This is a genomic window from Laspinema palackyanum D2c, from assembly GCF_025370875.1.
Classification (GTDB): domain Bacteria; phylum Cyanobacteriota; class Cyanobacteriia; order Cyanobacteriales; family Laspinemataceae; genus Laspinema; species Laspinema palackyanum.
Genome location: NZ_JAMXFD010000006.1, coordinates 217,585 through 233,262, shown reverse-complemented (window position 1 = coordinate 233,262; position 15,678 = coordinate 217,585). Strand labels below are relative to the sequence as shown.

Sequence of the window (15,678 nt, the reverse complement as noted above, 5' to 3'; positions counted from 1 at the left end):
CTTCTATCTTGAGTCTCTTAACCGGCTTAACTCCGGATTTCAGCTTTTTACTCTTGTTTAGTAGGATATTTCTGTGGAAATGCTATTCTCCACAGTGAATCTATATATTGGTGTGTGTGTGGAGTGAATAAATTTATGGTAACAACTCCAGCCTGGACGCAAGGCTCTGGATCAAACGGCTCATCCTTAACCCTCGCCGGGGTGAATGGGTCTAAATCGGTACAAAACCCCAAACCCATTGCGGGTAAAGAGGTCATCAATCGCCTTTCCGTGGTAGAAACCGGAATTTATCTGCCCAATACTCCCTTATTTGGGACCGATGGAATTCGCGGACGAGTGGGAGATTTTCTGAATGCACCCCTCGCCTTGCAGGTCGGATTTTGGGCAGGTCAGGTCCTGAAAGCCCAAAGTGGGACAACGGGTCCGATTATTTTAGGACAAGATTCTCGCAATTCTAGCGATATGTTAGCAATGGCCCTCACTGCGGGGCTGACTTCGGCCGGGTTAGAGGTTTGGAATTTAGGATTATGTCCGACCCCCTGCGTTGCCTACTTGACGAGCGTTTCTGAAGCCATTGGCGGGGTGATGATTTCAGCCAGTCACAATCCCCCGGGGGATAATGGAATTAAGTTTTTTGGAGCCGACGGGACGAAGCTACCGGCTGCGGTGCAAAAGTTGATTGAAGCCGGGATTCGAGGGCAGATGGACTCGGGGAATGGAACTGGGGCCTGGGGCCATCAATATTATAGGCCCGAGTTAGTAGCAGATTACGCGAAAGCGTTGCAACTCCCGTTGATTTATGGTAATGGGACTGAGGAATTGCCATTACAGGGAATGCGGATTGTTTTAGATTTGGCTTGGGGTGCAGCGGCGAAGTTGGCCCCGGAGGTGTTTCAGGCATTGGGGGCGGAAATTATCTGCTTGCACGATCGCCCCGATGGCGATCGCATTAATGTCGGCTGCGGTTCCACCCATCTGGATGTGCTACAATCCTCGGTCAAGGCTTACAATGCCGATATGGGGTTTGCTTTTGATGGGGATGCCGATCGCGTCTTAGGGGTGGATGATAGAGGCCGCCCGATTGATGGGGATTATATTTTATATTTGTGGGGACAGACCCTGGAACAGTCCGGTCAACTCCCGGACTCCACGATTGTGGCTACGGTGATGTCGAATTTAGGTTTTGAACGGGCCTGGGAAAAATTGGGGGGTAAACTCCTGAGAACTCCCGTCGGCGATCAGCACGTCCATGCAGAAATGCTGCGTACCGGGTCGATGTTAGGCGGTGAACAATCCGGTCATATCCTCTGTCGTCACTATGGGGTAACCGGAGATGGGGTGATGACGGCGATTCATCTGGCAACGGTGGTTAGACAACAGGGCGGTTCCCTAGGGCAGATGGTGGATGAGAGTTTCCAAACCTATCCGCAATTGTTACGGAATGTGCGAGTAGAAGACCGCGATCGCCGGATGGATTGGGAGAGTTGCGAACCTGTGCAAATTGCGATCGACCGCGCCACAACAGCAATGGGTGATCAAGGCCGGATTTTAGTTCGGGCCTCGGGTACGGAACCCTTGATCCGGGTGATGGTAGAAGCAGCAACTGCGGAACTGGCAAATTATTGGACAGATAATTTAGTTCGAGTTGTTGAGCAACATTTGGCCGCTTAGAGTTGAATTATCCCGTTAAGTTGCAGTCTTAAATCGGAATAAATTTAGAAAAGAAGGCGCGAGCGATCGGGTCTTCTTTTCTTTTTTCTTTGTTGGGGGAGAGTAGGACAGGAGTCTATTCGTTAAAAATAGGGGCTGTGGAGGGCTGCATGGGCTTCAGGACCGAGCACAGGGGTAGCTCAGCAGGGGTGCAATTTCTGGTGGTGTAATTCTCTATCTGCCCGGTGGTAATGGCGATCGCCATCCCTCCCTCGGAGTTGGATATAGCCGTCCCTGGAGATTTGATGTTATCACTAAGAAGTGATTAGTCGGGTTTGTGTGACTGTCCGTAGAAAGGCCCGTCGGTTCGAGGGTCTAATTCCTGGGGAAGATTCACCATCGGAATATGTTAAAAAGCAAGCAAAAATCTAAGAAAAAGTCCCAAACCAATCAGGAGGCACAAGCGCCTTCTGTGAGCAAAAAAGAACTGGCTGCCCAACAAAAGAAGGTGGATCGCGAACGCAAAGCGATGATTCGAGCGTTTCAGACCTATGGAGGTCTCGGTGCGGCGATCGGGCTCGTACTTTTTTTTGTGGCGGACTACAAGTTAGCGATCGCCGGTGGAGGTGGGGTTGCGGTTTTATTACTGTCCTACAAATATCCCCGTTTAGCGATGTGGGGCTTCATGATCTATATGCCGTTCTCCGGGACCATTACCTACTGGGTTGGCGGGGGAAATGCCATCTTTCAACTGGCTAAAGATGGGTTTTATGTTCCCGGGGCGATCGCCCTATACCGGGAGATCAAGGCCAAAAAACTCCCCTTTTTAATTCCCCCCCAACTGGGTCCTGCTTTGAACATCCTGCTCTCGGTCAGTCTGATGACCCTGGTCTTTGTCAACGGTGCTCAGGAGTTTGCCCCCCGACCCGATGGCAAGCCCTTCGCAATGGGACTACTGGGGCTGAAAGTCTTCCTCGGCTATCTTCCCTTGATCGGATGCAGCTATTATCTGATCCGTAACAAAAAGGAATTTCTGTGGCTGACCCGCACCCATGTCGTTCTGGCCCTAATCTGCTGTGGATTGGGTGTTGTGCAGTATTGGTTGCTGCTGACAGGTCGCTGTCCAGGCACTCGCGGCTATTCCGGCGAGGCCCTATTTAAAGCCACCCTTGATGCTAAATGTCTCGTCGGGGGTTCCCTGGTTTTTAGTCCCGAGCAGAGTATGATTCGCTTACCCGGGACCTTTGTTGCCCCCTGGCAGTGGGCTTGGTTCCTGATTGCTAACCTCTTTTTTACCTTTGCCTCAGCCTTTAACGACCCCTCATTAGTCTGGCAGCTTCTGAGTTTTTTGGGAATGGCCTTAGTATTTGTCAATTCCGTGATCTCCGGTCAACGAATTGCGTTAGCGCTTGTCCCTGTCCTAACGGTTATTCTGCTGGTCATCACGGGTCAAATCACCAATCTGAAACGGTTTGTGCCGATCGCCGTCGGACTCTCAATTTTGGGATTTGGGGCGATGGCCCTCTTTCCAGATGTGATTACGGAACGGATCGATAGTTTTGTCGGTCGCTGGAATGCCTCTCCACCTACGGATTTTATCGCCCACCAAGCCGAATTTACCTCAAAAGGACAGGATGGATTTTTTGGGAATGGTTTAGGCAGAGCCACCAACTCCGCTCGAATGTTCGGAGACACAAAGCTCATCGAAACCTACTATCCTAAATTACTCTATGAAATTGGCCCGGTCGGAGTGATGGGGTTTCTGATTTTCGTGACGACTCTGACCTATCTCGCCTTTAAAACCTATCGCTCTGTCAAAGATAAAAATCTCCGAGGCTATGGCGCATCCTATTGGGTTTTTATCTTGTTTATCAGCTATAACACTTACTATTATCCTCTGGATGTAGACCCGGTTGCGGTCTATTACTGGGTCTTTGCTGGGTTGCTGTTCAAGTTGCCTGACCTTGACCGAGAGGTTGCCCAAGAAAAACTTGAAGCGGAAGAACTGGGTTTACTGGATAATAAACGGTCCTCTAAAAAGAAGCCGAAAAAGAAATAAACCCGACCCCCCAACCGCCCGGTTCCCTTGCCGATCGCCTTCAACTCCTCTAAACTCTAAACTTTCAACCCTTAACTCCATGTCTTTGCCCTCGATTTCTGTGATTATTCCCACCTACAACCGGGAAAAGGTATTGCGAGAGACGATCGCCGATGTCCTCCAACAAGACTACCCGGATTTTGAGGTCTTGGTGGTCGATCAAACCGCCACCCATGAACCGGAAACCGATGCCTATCTGCAATCCCTCGCCGAATCCGATCGCATTCAGTGGTTGCGCCTGGATTGGGCGAGTTTACCCGGGGCTCGCAACTATGCCGTGCGCCGATCGCAGGGGGCAATTATTCTATTTCTCGATGATGATGTCCAACTTCCCCCGGGTTTTCTCCACGCTCATGCGCGCAATTACCTGGATAACCCCGAAATCGGGGCGATCGCCGGTCGGGTTTTTGATCGCATGAAACTCGCTGACTCCGGGGGCGGTTTAACCATCGAGGATTTACCCCCAGAAGCAATGGATCCGGGAATTGCCTGGTATTATATCGACCTGGTGCATACCGTCAAACCCCAGGAAGTTCTCTCTGTTCGCGGTTGCAATATGTCCTTCCGTCGCGAGATTTTCGACAAGTACGGATTGCACTTTGACGAACGCTTCCGAGGTAGCGCCGTCCGAGAAGAATCAGATTTTTGCTTGCGTTTGCGACAAACCGGATACAAAATCTGGTATGAACCGGACGCTCACTTAATTCATTTAGGAGAAGAAACCGGAGGTTGTCATGATATTAGCACTCGCTCAATTAGCTACCAAATCACCTTTTATCACAACCATTTTCTCCTGGGTTTAAAAAATCTCACCCTCTCCCAATGTCTGCGCTTTTTCGCTCGTTTATTCGACTGCCATGTTCTGGGTCATCCCCCCTGCAATAAAAGTGGGTCGCCGCTTAAAACCCTCGTGCGGTTTTGGTTCTATACCCTGGGATTTTTCAATGCCGTTGGCACCGTGTTCCAATCGAGCTTTCAGGATGGACAAATTTACAGCCAACAAGATGAACTCGCCCATTCTCAAAAACCCTGACCTATCAATTTATTGTAGATGCTGTGAAAATTCTAGTTGCCAGCCATACTTATATTGTTGATTTAAACCGGGAAAAGTTACGAAAACTAGCCCAACTTGCTCCCGGTATTGAAGTCACCGTGGTAGTTCCCCGGCGATGGCGTCCTGGTGGCGTTCAAAATCAACTCATCGAAACCCAATTCCTCGAAGAAGGTTCGTTTCGAGTGATGCCGATTTCCAATTTTAGCCAGAACAATCAAGGACTTTTGACCTTTGGCGCGGATTTGATTTCCCTGTTGCGGCAGTGGCGTCCCGATATTATTCAAGTAGAACAGGGTGCGAAGGCGATCGCCTACTCGGAATTTATCACTCTAAACCGCTTGCTGGGATTAAAAGCCAAAAATCTCTTCTTTACTTGGTGGAATCTCCCTTATCAATTAAAATTCCCGGTTTCTGTCTTAGAATCCTATAATTTGCGCCATACCGATGGCATTATTGTGGGCAATCAAGATGGGGCTGAAATTTTGCGCGATCGCGGCTATTCCGGTCCCCTCAAAATCATGCCTCAACTCGGCGTTGATGAAACCCTCTTTCGTCCCCATCCTCAACCGGAACTCCGCACTAAATTCGCCATTCAAACCGATGAATTCGTCGTTGGTTTTGTCGGGCGGTTTGTGGAAGAAAAAGGATTGCTCACCTTACTCCAGTCTTTATCTCATTTAGCCGAAAAACCTTGGAAATTGCTGCTATTAGGTCGCGGTCCTTTAAAAGAGATTCTGTTGCAAAAAGCCACAGAGTTTAATTTGCAAAATCGGCTAATTTGGATTGAAAGTGTTCCCCATGATGAGGTCCAGCGCTATATTAACTTAATGGATGTTTTGGTTCTCCCTTCGGAAACCACCGATAAGTTTAAAACCTTAACCTCTGCGGGATGGAAAGAACAATTTGGTCATGTTTTAATTGAAGCAATGGCTTGTCAAGTTGCGGTAATTGGGTCGGATTCCGGGGAAATTCCCAATGTGATTCAAGATGCGGGATTAGTCTTTCCCGAAGGGAATGCGGAAGCGTTGCAAGATTGCCTCTCTAAACTCATGGACAACCCTGTATTTGCGGAGGAATTGGCTCATCGCGGTTATCAAAGGGCAATGGAACATTATACCAATCAGGCTCTTGCTCAACAACAGTTTGAATTTTATCAGACAATTTTGGAGCAGTAGGGGTTAGGAGGGAAAGCCTCCATTTGAGCCTTCCTAGGTAGAGCCTAGGAACGAGGATGTAGGAAGGGATAAATATTCTTATAATTTTAGCCTCTTCCACCGTTATGATTTGCCTTTTTTTGGAGGGGTAGCATCTGGCTTGCTATTCCCCTCAAAGTTCTCCCTAAACCCGTTAAATTCTTATTTTAATCTATGAAAATTTTGCAAATTATTCCGTCTATTTCCCTGGTTTATGGAGGGCCGAGTCAAATGGTGTTGGGGTTATCGGCAGCCCTGGCACGACAAGGTGCTCAAGTGACAATATTAACGACTAATTCTAATGGAGATGTGGGACAAGCGCCTCTGGATGTTCCCCTAGACTCCCCAGTAGAACAGGAGGGATATCAAATCCGCTATTTTCCCTGTTCTCCCTTTCGTCGTTATAAATTTTCGGTGGATTTATTACGGTGGTTATCTATAAAGGGAAATGAGTATGATATTGCCCACTTACACGCCCTATTTTCTCCGGTAATTTCTGGGGCGGCAACCGTGGCAAGACTGCGGAAGATTCCTTATATTTTGCGTCCGTTAGGAACTCTAGATCCGGCAGATTTGCGGAAGAAAAACGCGATGAAGCAAGTTTACACGGCATTGTGGGAACGGGGGAATTTATCGGGGGCGGCAGCGATTCATTTTACGAGTGCAGAAGAGGCGAAGATTTCGGAACGGTTTGGGGTGAAAACCCGGGATTTAATTATTCCTTTAGGGGTGAGTTTACCGGGAATGGATGGAAAGTTGACGCCGGAGGAACGGCAGCAACGCGGGAAGAAAATTCGGGAGGAATTGGGAATTGCCAGTAATTGCCCCCTAGTTTTGTTTCTGTCGCGGATTGAACCGAAAAAGGGATTAGATTTATTGTTACCTGCATTAGAAAAGTTACTGGATCAAGGGTTAGAGTTTCATTTTGTGTTAGCGGGAAGCAACCCCCAAGATCCAGAGTATGAGGAAAAAATTAGATCCCAAATTGCTGCTTCTCCCTTGGCGGATTGTACGAGTTTGCCTGGGTTTGTGCGCGGAGAGTTTAAAGTAGGGTTGCTTCAGGCAGCAGATATTTTTGTGCTGCCGTCTTATTATGAGAACTTTGGGATTGCGGTGGCGGAGGCAATGGCAGCAGGAACGGCAGTTTGTGTTTCTCGGGGGGTTTATATCTGGGAAGATGTGCTGGAAGCGGGTGCAGGTTGGGTGGGGAATGGGACTGTCGAGGAAATCGCACAGTTGCTTTCGGAGGCAGTCGCCAATCCCCAGGAGTGTTTGAAGCGGGGAGAGAAGGGTCAGGAGTATGCGGCGATTCATTACAATTGGGATGCGATCGCCCAGCAAACCCTAGCAGCATATAGAGAGATTCTCGCGCAGGGATAAGGCGATCGCCCTATTCCCTGGGATAAATACCCTGAATCCCTCGAACTTCAGAACCCTTGAATTTATTCGCTACACTTGATAACAAACAGATTGATCTACTACAGTTGAGGGTTTGGGGAATGATTTATGTGGACTAACAGGGATTACAAGCAAACATTAGGGGTGGCAATCTTGCTATGTCTCGGGGTAACCCCCAAAGTGCAAGCGATCGCACCATCCATGAGAGAGCATTTTGAAACCTCTCAAATCCCAGGGGTCGTTTGGGTGGCGCAGGGAATGGAGGAATTCCCGGAAGCGGAACGGTATTATACCGAAGGCGCAAAACTCCAGGATGAGGGGAATTTAGAGGGAGCAATCGCTTCTTATCAGCAAGCGATTCGACTGAATCCTAATTTTACCGAAGCGCAAATCAATATGGGAGTTGCCTTAGTGAATCTAGGGCGAATTTCTGAGGCGATCGCCGCCTACCGAAATGCCATTGCTACGAATTCCCAATTAGCTGCCGCTCATTATAATTTAGCCAATGCCTTGGCACAACAACAGGACTTCGATGAGGCGATCGCTGCCTATCGAGAAGCCATTCGTCTCCAGCCTAACTATGATAAAGCTTACTATAATATGGGCAATATTTTAGTGAATCTCGGGGCAATTCCAGAAGCCATATCCGCCTATCAAGAAGCAATTGCCATCAACCCTAATTTTGCAGAAGCCTACGGCAATTTAGGCATGGTTTTATCGCAACAAGGCGCTCAAACGGAAGCGACTCAAGCCTTACAAACCGCCCGAGATTTATTCCAGAGACAGGGCAATTTTTCGGCAGTGAGTCGCATTGATCGCTTGTTACAACAACCGGGAACTCGTTCTAATTAATTTCATAGTTTGGGATTTCCAGCCTGTAGGCTCAGAAACTGGGTTTCTTGCCTCAACCTGGGCTAATCTACAAAATTAGTCACAGAAACCCGGTTTCTTAGTCCTGGGTAAAGCTTAAGAAACCGGGTTTTTTGCCTAAATCTGGGCTAATCTCCAAAACTTGTCGCAAAAACCCCGTTTCTGAAGTTGCTTTGTATCTAATAGCGAATTCGGGGGTCGATATAAGCATTCAGCAAATCAATTCCAATGCTGGCAATCACCACAATCCCTGCAAAAAAGACCACAATTCCCTGAACTGTCGGATAATCGCGTAAGGAAATCGCCTCATAGAGTCGATTGGCTAATCCGGGCCAAGAAAAGGTCACTTCGGTTAAAATTGCTCCCCCTAAAAGTGCCGCTAAGGTCAATCCCATCACTGTAATCACGGGAATCATAGCATTTTTTAAAGCATGAGCGATCGCAATTCGCGTTTCCGGTATCCCTCTTGCTCTGGCGGCTTCTACATAATCCGCTTGTAACGTTTGCTTCAAATTCACCCGAACAATGCGCTCAAAAATCCCACTAATCAGAATTCCCAGGGTCAACGAGGGTAGGGCCAAATAGTGCAAGGTGGTGAAAAAATTCCCCAGATTTCCACTGAACAAACTATCAATCAGGTACAGTCCTGTTGGTCCCGAGGGTGGAGTTTGGGTACTCGGAAAACGTGCCCCCACGGGAAACCACCCCAGTTGTACGCTAAAAATTAACTGCATAATCATCCCCACCCAAAATGCGGGGAGGGAATAGGTGATGATGCCAAACATCCGTCCTCCGACATCCCAGCCGGTATTGGGATTAGAGGCGGAAATCACCCCCACCCCAATGCCAACAATGATGGCAACAGCCATACTCACCACGGCGATTTCTAAGGTAGCGGGGAAATATTGACCGACGATTTCCCAGACGGTTTGTCCTCGGGTGGTGAGGGATGTGCCTAAGTCTAACCGGAGCAAATCTCCCATGAAACGGATGTATTGTAACCACAAAGGTGCACCTAAGCCCAGTTGCTCGCGCAACCGGATTTTTTCAATTTCTGGGGCTTTGGGGCCTAAAATTGCATCAATGGGGTCGCCTGGGGTGGCGCGCAACAGCAAAAAGACTAAGGTGGCGATCGTCCATAGCATCAAGGGTGCTAAGAGCAAGCGCAGGAGAATATAGGATTGAAGCGCTTTGGAACGGGACATGGGTGATATGTGAGATGCTAGGGTTGATGAGGGTCTGGAGGGATGAGAGGTTTTGGGAACCTCCGGCATCCCTCCATCCGGGGATGAACCTTATTTTTTCAAGGTCCAAAATGGCACGGCTTGAGTCGATTCCAGGGTCACACCTTGGATTCCCTGACGAGCAAACAGATATTCTTTCCCTTGCCACAGGGGAATAAAGGGCACATCTTCGACTAGAATCTGTTGGAGTTCGGTAAAAATTTGGCGGCGAGTTTCGGGGTTTTGTTCTTGGCGTTCACGAGCAATTAATTGATTGACGCGATCGCTATAGTAAAACGAACCCCACAATTTGGTTTCTCCTTCTTCACATCCGGTTTCGACCGACCCTTTCGCACAAGAAAGGAAAGGGTTAATATAGTTATCCGGGTCGAAAAAGTCCGGCGTCCAATCTAGGATAAACATGGAATAAACCCCTTTATCCAAATTATTGTAAGCGGTGGCCGCTTCCACACTTTGCAGTTCAATTTGAAGGGCCCCCCCTAATTCCTGTTCGGCTACGGCTTTGATGGTGGTGGCGGCATCAGCATTGGTCCGGAGATTGGACCGATACCAAAGCTGAAGTTGCAGAGGATTCTCGGGGGTGTAACCGGCTTGAGTGAGGAGTTGTTTGGCTTGGGCAAAATTGCCATCCCCATACTTTTCTTTAAAAACGGGCTGATAATACCGTTCTAAGGTGGTCGGGATTAAGCTATAAAGCGGTTCCATTTGCCCCTGGAAAATCCGCTGTTGTAACTGGGGACGGTCGATGATGGAGGCGATCGCCTTTCGCACTTCCGGTTTCTTTAATGCCTCATCTTTCATATTCAAAGTTAAGACATAAATCCCATTACTGCGATTAGAAATCACTTGCCACCCTTCGGATTCGGCTTGCTTTTCTAAACTGGTAATTTGATCCAGGTCTAATGTCCCGTAGGTGAGGTCCACGGCACCCCGACGGAAGGAGTTATAAACATTAGCAGGACTGGAAAACTGTTGAATATCAATGCCGGTATTGACCGGCTTTTCTCCCCAGTAATCCTCGAATACATCTAATTTGATGGAATCGGTTCCATAGTTCACTAATTTATAAGGACCTGTTCCCACAAATGTATCGGGTTTAAATTGACCCGCCCCAATTTGATAGGCTGTGGGAGAGATGGCGACTAAACCGGAAAAGGTCAACAAATCGGTAAAGGCAGCAAAGGGCTGTTTTAACTGAATGGTTAATTCAGACTCGCCGCTGGCTTGTATGGATTCAACGATATTGGATAATAAGGATGAAGGCGCACCCCCATTTTCCATGAATCGTTGCAGGGAAAATTTCATGGTTTCGGCATTGAAGGGAGTACCGTCATGATAAACCACGTCGGAACGCAGAGGAATGGTGTAGGTAACTCCATCGGCACTAATTTGGGGGAGTGCAGTGGCGAGTTGAGGTTTGAGGGTGGTGGTGCCGCTTTCGTAGGTGTAGAGGCGATCGCCTAGGTTGTAGAGCAACATTCCTGCTGCATTTTCGTAGGCATCAGCAGGGTCGATGGTTCTAATTTTGGCAGTGGTGCCAATGGAGATCCGATTCGGGTCGTTACTCTGGTTCATCCCGGCGCGATCGCCACAGCTAATCGCCAAAAGAGCGCAGATCGAAAACAATCCCACAAATTGAGCGAATTTGCGCCAGTGGCGACCTCCCATCACCCCACGGATGGATCCGGTAATACCGCGATAGTTTACTCCAGTTGTCTGATTCGGCTTCAATTTTTTTTCCCCTACAATTGATCAGCTTAAATTGGCAAGTTTCTCAAGTGACAAAAGCGATCGCCCATTCGTTTATTTGCTTTCGGTCAGATTTAGGGGTTCACCGGACAAGTTCCGGGTTGCCAAACCCCTCCCCTTTGTGTTTTCACCTCTGAATCGACTTGAAGTTTAGCATGGATTCTACAATAAACTGGCAGGACAATTTTTGGCCCCCGAGTACCCCCCCCATCGGAAAATCCAGGCAGCCTTCGGGAGGAAATATCCGGGTTTCCCCGGCAGATAGTGGCCCCTCGATTAACCCCGTTTCCCCCTCAGCCAATAGGTCAGCATTTCTCCTTTGCCTTTTACAGAAATTAGTCCCCGTTGTTCAAATTCAAATCGGTCTTTTAACCGTTCATAAACCGCCTCAGTTACCTGAATTTTCCCCGGCAATCCGCTGGATTCCATTCTTGAAGCCGTATTAACCGTATCCCCCCATAAGTCATAGATGAATTTGCTCATGCCAATCACTCCCGCAATAGCCGGACCGATATGAATCCCTATTCTCAGCTCAAAAGTTTGGCCAGTATGCTGATTTAATTGAGCTAACTCCCGTTGCATATCCAAGGCCATTTGAGCCACGGCAAAGATAGCATCGGCGCAGGGAACAGGTAATCCCCCGACGACCATATAGGCATCGCCAATGGTTTTAATTTTTTCTAAGTTATGCTGTTGTGCTAACTTGTCAAACCGCGAAAAAATCTTATTTAACAGTTCTAATAATTTTTTCGGCGTCCTATTGGCAGCAAACTCCGTAAATCCGACTAAATCAGCAAAGATTACACTCACTTCTTCAAAGTGATCCGCAATGGGATTTTCTCCTTTTTGCAGACGAGTCGCAATCGGTTGGGGTAAAATATTCAGCAGGAGCGCTTCGGTTTGGTCTTGTTGAAACTTGAGCGCTTCCTGGGCTAACTTGCGTTCTGTAATATCAGAAACAATACCTTCATAATAGAGAATCTTGCCATTGGAGTCTCTCACCGCACGGGCTGTTTCAGAAATCCAAATAATGCTTTGGTCTTTACAATAGACCATTGATTCAAATCCCGAGACTGAATTTTTGGCAGCGATCGCCTCTATAAATTCTTGGCGGCGATCGGGATTGACATAGAGTTGCGTGTTGATATCTTTTAGACTCTGTTGCAATTCTTCCCGAGAAGCATACCCATAGATCTTCGCCAATGCCGGATTGACACTCAAATACTCTCCCGCTACCGTGGATTGAAAAATCCCCGCTATGGCATTTTCTACGATACTATGATACCGTTCTTCTGCTATTTTTAAGGCTTCTTCTGCTTGCTTGCGATCGCTAATATCTCGGGCCACCACAATCACCGTATCTTCCCGCACCGGCGACACCGCCGCAGAAAACCACATCGGTTGACCGCGATCCTTGAGGCAGTAATCGAAATGCAGCGTCTCTCTAGTCTCTAACACTTGACCAATAATATTCAACCAGGTTTCTGCGCTATCTGGGTCAAACAACTGTTCAATCGTTTGACCCACGATGTCAGAATCCGGCTGATATAAACGCATCCAATTACTGGGTAAAATATCTAGATTGCCAATATTCCCTTCAGAGATGCTAATTAAGGCGATAATATCAGTCATAGCCTCAAAAACTGCCCGCATTTTCTCCTCAGCGGAGCGCAGTTTTCCCTCTAATAATTTTCTTTCATTAATTTCCCCTTGGAGTTGCAGATTTTGATCAGCCAGGAGTTGAGTCTTTTCTTGAAGTTGCTTTTGGAGCGCTCGTTGAGAGAGATGGGTTTCTAGCCGCGCCAGAATTTCTTCCATTTGGAACGGTTTGCTGACGTAATCAATCCCCCCGGATTTAAAGGCTTTGGCTTTATCAAATCCTTCCGTTAGCGCACTTAAAAAAATAATTGGAATATCCTTAGTCTGAGGATTATCTTTCAATTTTTGGCAAACTTCATACCCATCCATTTCTGGCATCATGATGTCCAGAAAAATTAGGTCTGGCTGTTTAAGTTCGACAAACTGTAAGGCTAAAGAACCATTAGTTACGGCTCTAACGTTATAGTTATTTCTTCTTAATAAATTTACCAATAATTTTAAATTATTGGGTACATCATCTACGATTAATATATCGGCTTTACATCCTGAATTATCTTGAAAATTCATTCGGTTAATTTCTGATGCACCTTGTTCGCCCATAGTATCTACTGAAATAAGATGTTGTCTCAATCATTCAATCGGCTTTTCAGACTGCTAAAATCTTAAAAAGATTCCCCTGACTTTGGGCAGTTCAACCCCTTGACCCATTACCCTGAAACTCTCGAACATCGCCGGTTTAACCCTAGGAACCCCACGGTCCCCCCAAAGGAGCAAACCCGAAGCGACTCTCCCAGGATAATAGGGCTCATGGCGAATCTACTCCAGCCGGACTTACCCATTGCCTTGCTCCCAGGGGCAGTGCATGAAAGGCTCCTATCGTATCGGATTGACATCCCTCTGAAGATCATAAGTTCTGTCGGTGGTTTCCAGAGGATATCTGCATATCACTTTACTATAGAGCGCTTTAATGATTTGTAAAATTTTTAATCCTTGATATTACCTCTCTCAACCCCTCGAAGGATCACGGATTACCTATTCGCTATCTGCGATTTTAAGATTACCACAGGTGTAGCGATGAGTTTTATTCATTTATTCCTCTATTCAACCTGTCGAGCAATGGCTCATCTCCAGATATTATCATCCGAATTTATTGGGCAACCTCAACTCAATCAACCGATGTTTTAAGCCCTATTTGGGATGATTCTGTTCATAGGCAATCATCTCAGGGGTAATAAGATTGAACGGGACAACGCCCAGCAGAAAGATTAATGCGATCGCCTCGGGATCGAGCAGATTATGCTACCTGGGGGTAGCCCGGACGAGATAGCTTGGAAGTTGCCAATCCCCAGTCTCAACCGGACCCGTGGGATGAATTCCTCTGGTCACCCGTCTGAGGAGAAAAGCAGCGATCGCCCTCTAAATTTACTACTCCATCTATATCTTAAGGCTGATGTATGTAGGCACAATCCCTTGATAACCTTAACTCAGATAAGGGAGGCCGAGAGGGTGCAAGACCTGCAACCCCCCATTCTTCCCATCCAATGGAAATTTTAGACCAGGAGAACCATAATATGCCGTCTATCAGCTTAAAATTACCGACTTTGCGTCCGCTACGCTTTTTGCTGGCTGTCTGTGTGTCTGCCCTACTCTTTTTCACAAGTGCCTTCCCTGCTTATGCAACGACGAGCAGCCCGACGAAAGGTGAAGATCAGATGCTAAAGATCGAGAAGAAATCCCTAGAGGCGATCGGAGATGATCCTTATACCCTAAAAGATGAGATTGATGAAACGAATCCAGGTTTGAATGGCGTTCAAGGGGCTGCCGATCAAGATAAAATGATCTCCCCACAAGATGCGAAGGCCGACGGTGCAACCTCGTTTATCGAGCAGGTTAAGAACTCAGTTGAAAACATCACGGGTAAGGATTAATCTCTAAGCCGAATTTGGGTATAAAATATTCCGAAAAATCCCAAGTTAGTACAAGGTAAATTAGGGTGCGTTAGTCCCTCCAGAGAAAGGCTTTTAATCCTTTCCCTGGAGGGACTAACGCACTTTTTCTAATGTTTAAAGTCTGTTGAGGGGACTCCAAAAAATAAAATCTTCTAGGCTACCCAATCCGGTACTCATAGCCAATCCGGGTAGGAAAAGTCTGTTTTCTTTAAGGGTTCGACATTAACCACAACTGCCAAAGTCGCAGTCGCAACTCGAACAATCCAGGGCGCTATCTTCAAGGGGACTACAGTCACTGCAAGTAATTCCACCACAACAATCCAACAGGTTTAGGCACTCTAGGCTGTCCGTACAGGCATCACAACCGACCCCTGGGGTTGATTCCGTACAGGCACAATCTCGGACGCGGTTGGGACTGGAACGGTTGGGCTTTTTTTGCCGGTGACTCCGGGCACCAACTTGGGACCGGAGAATGTGATGAGCTTCCTTGCAGGCAGCAAATCGGTGTTGTGATAAGGCGATCGCCCCGGATAAGCCCCTTTGAGCGATAGCGGTTTTGATGTATTGAGAACAGGAGTCCCCACCGTAGAGGATTCGATGAGCGCAGGAAAAGCCTTTATGGGGGGAGAGGTGTTTTTGATAGCCGGTAATCGAGGCGATCGCGATCGCCCTCAACCCTTGTGAATCCAGTAACAGCCGCGCATCCAGTCCATTCGAGTTCATGTTGCCCCAGGGAAAATGGCCCCTATTTGAAGTCCAAGTTTATTCTTTTACCCAGACTAAATTCCAGCATCCGCCAAAGCGGGCTAATTGTGTAGAAATATTAAGCTCTGTTTCATTTTCTTCACATATAGGGGGGTGACCCGACCAGAAG

General features: G+C 47.5%; 11 protein-coding genes. 7 read left to right on the top strand and 4 right to left on the bottom strand.

The features are described 5' to 3' along the window. The first annotated feature begins 135 nt into the window (after positions 1 to 135). From glmM to NG795_RS10450, 6 genes are all read left to right on the top strand, one after another. Positions 136 to 1,671 carry a phosphoglucosamine mutase gene (glmM, locus tag NG795_RS10475; RefSeq protein WP_367288611.1) on the top strand — a complete coding sequence of 512 codons (1,536 nt, stop codon included), beginning with the start codon at positions 136 to 138 and terminating at the stop codon, positions 1,669 to 1,671. A gap of 385 nt (positions 1,672 to 2,056) precedes the next feature. Further along, positions 2,057 to 3,709 (top strand): hormogonium polysaccharide biosynthesis protein HpsL, encoded by a 1,653-nt coding sequence (hpsL, locus tag NG795_RS10470; RefSeq protein WP_367288610.1) that lies wholly within the window; start codon positions 2,057 to 2,059, stop codon positions 3,707 to 3,709. A 79-nt stretch (positions 3,710 to 3,788) separates the two neighbouring features. Further along, positions 3,789 to 4,781, top strand: a complete 993-nt coding sequence (gene hpsN / locus NG795_RS10465) for a hormogonium polysaccharide biosynthesis glycosyltransferase HpsN (RefSeq protein ID WP_367288609.1) — start codon at positions 3,789 to 3,791, stop codon at positions 4,779 to 4,781. 23 nt (positions 4,782 to 4,804) lie between these two features. Then, complete coding sequence (gene hpsO, locus NG795_RS10460) at positions 4,805 to 5,977, top strand: hormogonium polysaccharide biosynthesis glycosyltransferase HpsO (RefSeq protein WP_367288608.1); 1,173 nt, start codon at positions 4,805 to 4,807, stop codon at positions 5,975 to 5,977. Between the two features lie 192 nt (positions 5,978 to 6,169). Beyond that, positions 6,170 to 7,375 (top strand): hormogonium polysaccharide biosynthesis glycosyltransferase HpsP, encoded by a 1,206-nt coding sequence (gene hpsP, locus NG795_RS10455; RefSeq protein ID WP_367288607.1) that lies wholly within the window; start codon positions 6,170 to 6,172, stop codon positions 7,373 to 7,375. A gap of 126 nt (positions 7,376 to 7,501) precedes the next feature. After that, positions 7,502 to 8,245, top strand: coding sequence for a tetratricopeptide repeat protein (locus tag NG795_RS10450; protein ID WP_367288606.1), 744 nt, complete (start codon positions 7,502 to 7,504; stop codon positions 8,243 to 8,245). A gap of 197 nt (positions 8,246 to 8,442) precedes the next feature. Here NG795_RS10450 and NG795_RS10445 read toward each other — a convergent pair whose 3' ends face one another. From NG795_RS10445 to NG795_RS10435, 3 genes are all read right to left on the bottom strand, one after another. Then, positions 8,443 to 9,468 (bottom strand): ABC transporter permease, encoded by a 1,026-nt coding sequence (locus tag NG795_RS10445; RefSeq protein ID WP_367288605.1) that lies wholly within the window; start codon positions 9,466 to 9,468, stop codon positions 8,443 to 8,445. Positions 9,469 to 9,558: 90 nt separating this feature from the next. Next, positions 9,559 to 11,175 carry an ABC transporter substrate-binding protein gene (locus tag NG795_RS10440; RefSeq protein ID WP_367288700.1) on the bottom strand — a complete coding sequence of 539 codons (1,617 nt, stop codon included), beginning with the start codon at positions 11,173 to 11,175 and terminating at the stop codon, positions 9,559 to 9,561. Between the two features lie 357 nt (positions 11,176 to 11,532). Beyond that, positions 11,533 to 13,455 (bottom strand): adenylate/guanylate cyclase domain-containing protein, encoded by a 1,923-nt coding sequence (locus NG795_RS10435; RefSeq protein WP_367288604.1) that lies wholly within the window; start codon positions 13,453 to 13,455, stop codon positions 11,533 to 11,535. A gap of 941 nt (positions 13,456 to 14,396) precedes the next feature. Here NG795_RS10435 and NG795_RS10430 point away from each other — a divergent pair. Next, on the top strand, positions 14,397 to 14,783 hold the full coding sequence (locus NG795_RS10430) for a low temperature-induced protein (protein ID WP_367288603.1): 387 nt from the start codon (positions 14,397 to 14,399) through the stop codon (positions 14,781 to 14,783). 243 nt (positions 14,784 to 15,026) lie between these two features. Here NG795_RS10430 and yidD read toward each other — a convergent pair whose 3' ends face one another. Further along, on the bottom strand, positions 15,027 to 15,527 hold the full coding sequence (gene yidD, locus NG795_RS10425) for a membrane protein insertion efficiency factor YidD (RefSeq protein WP_367288602.1): 501 nt from the start codon (positions 15,525 to 15,527) through the stop codon (positions 15,027 to 15,029). Positions 15,528 to 15,678: the final 151 nt, after the last annotated feature.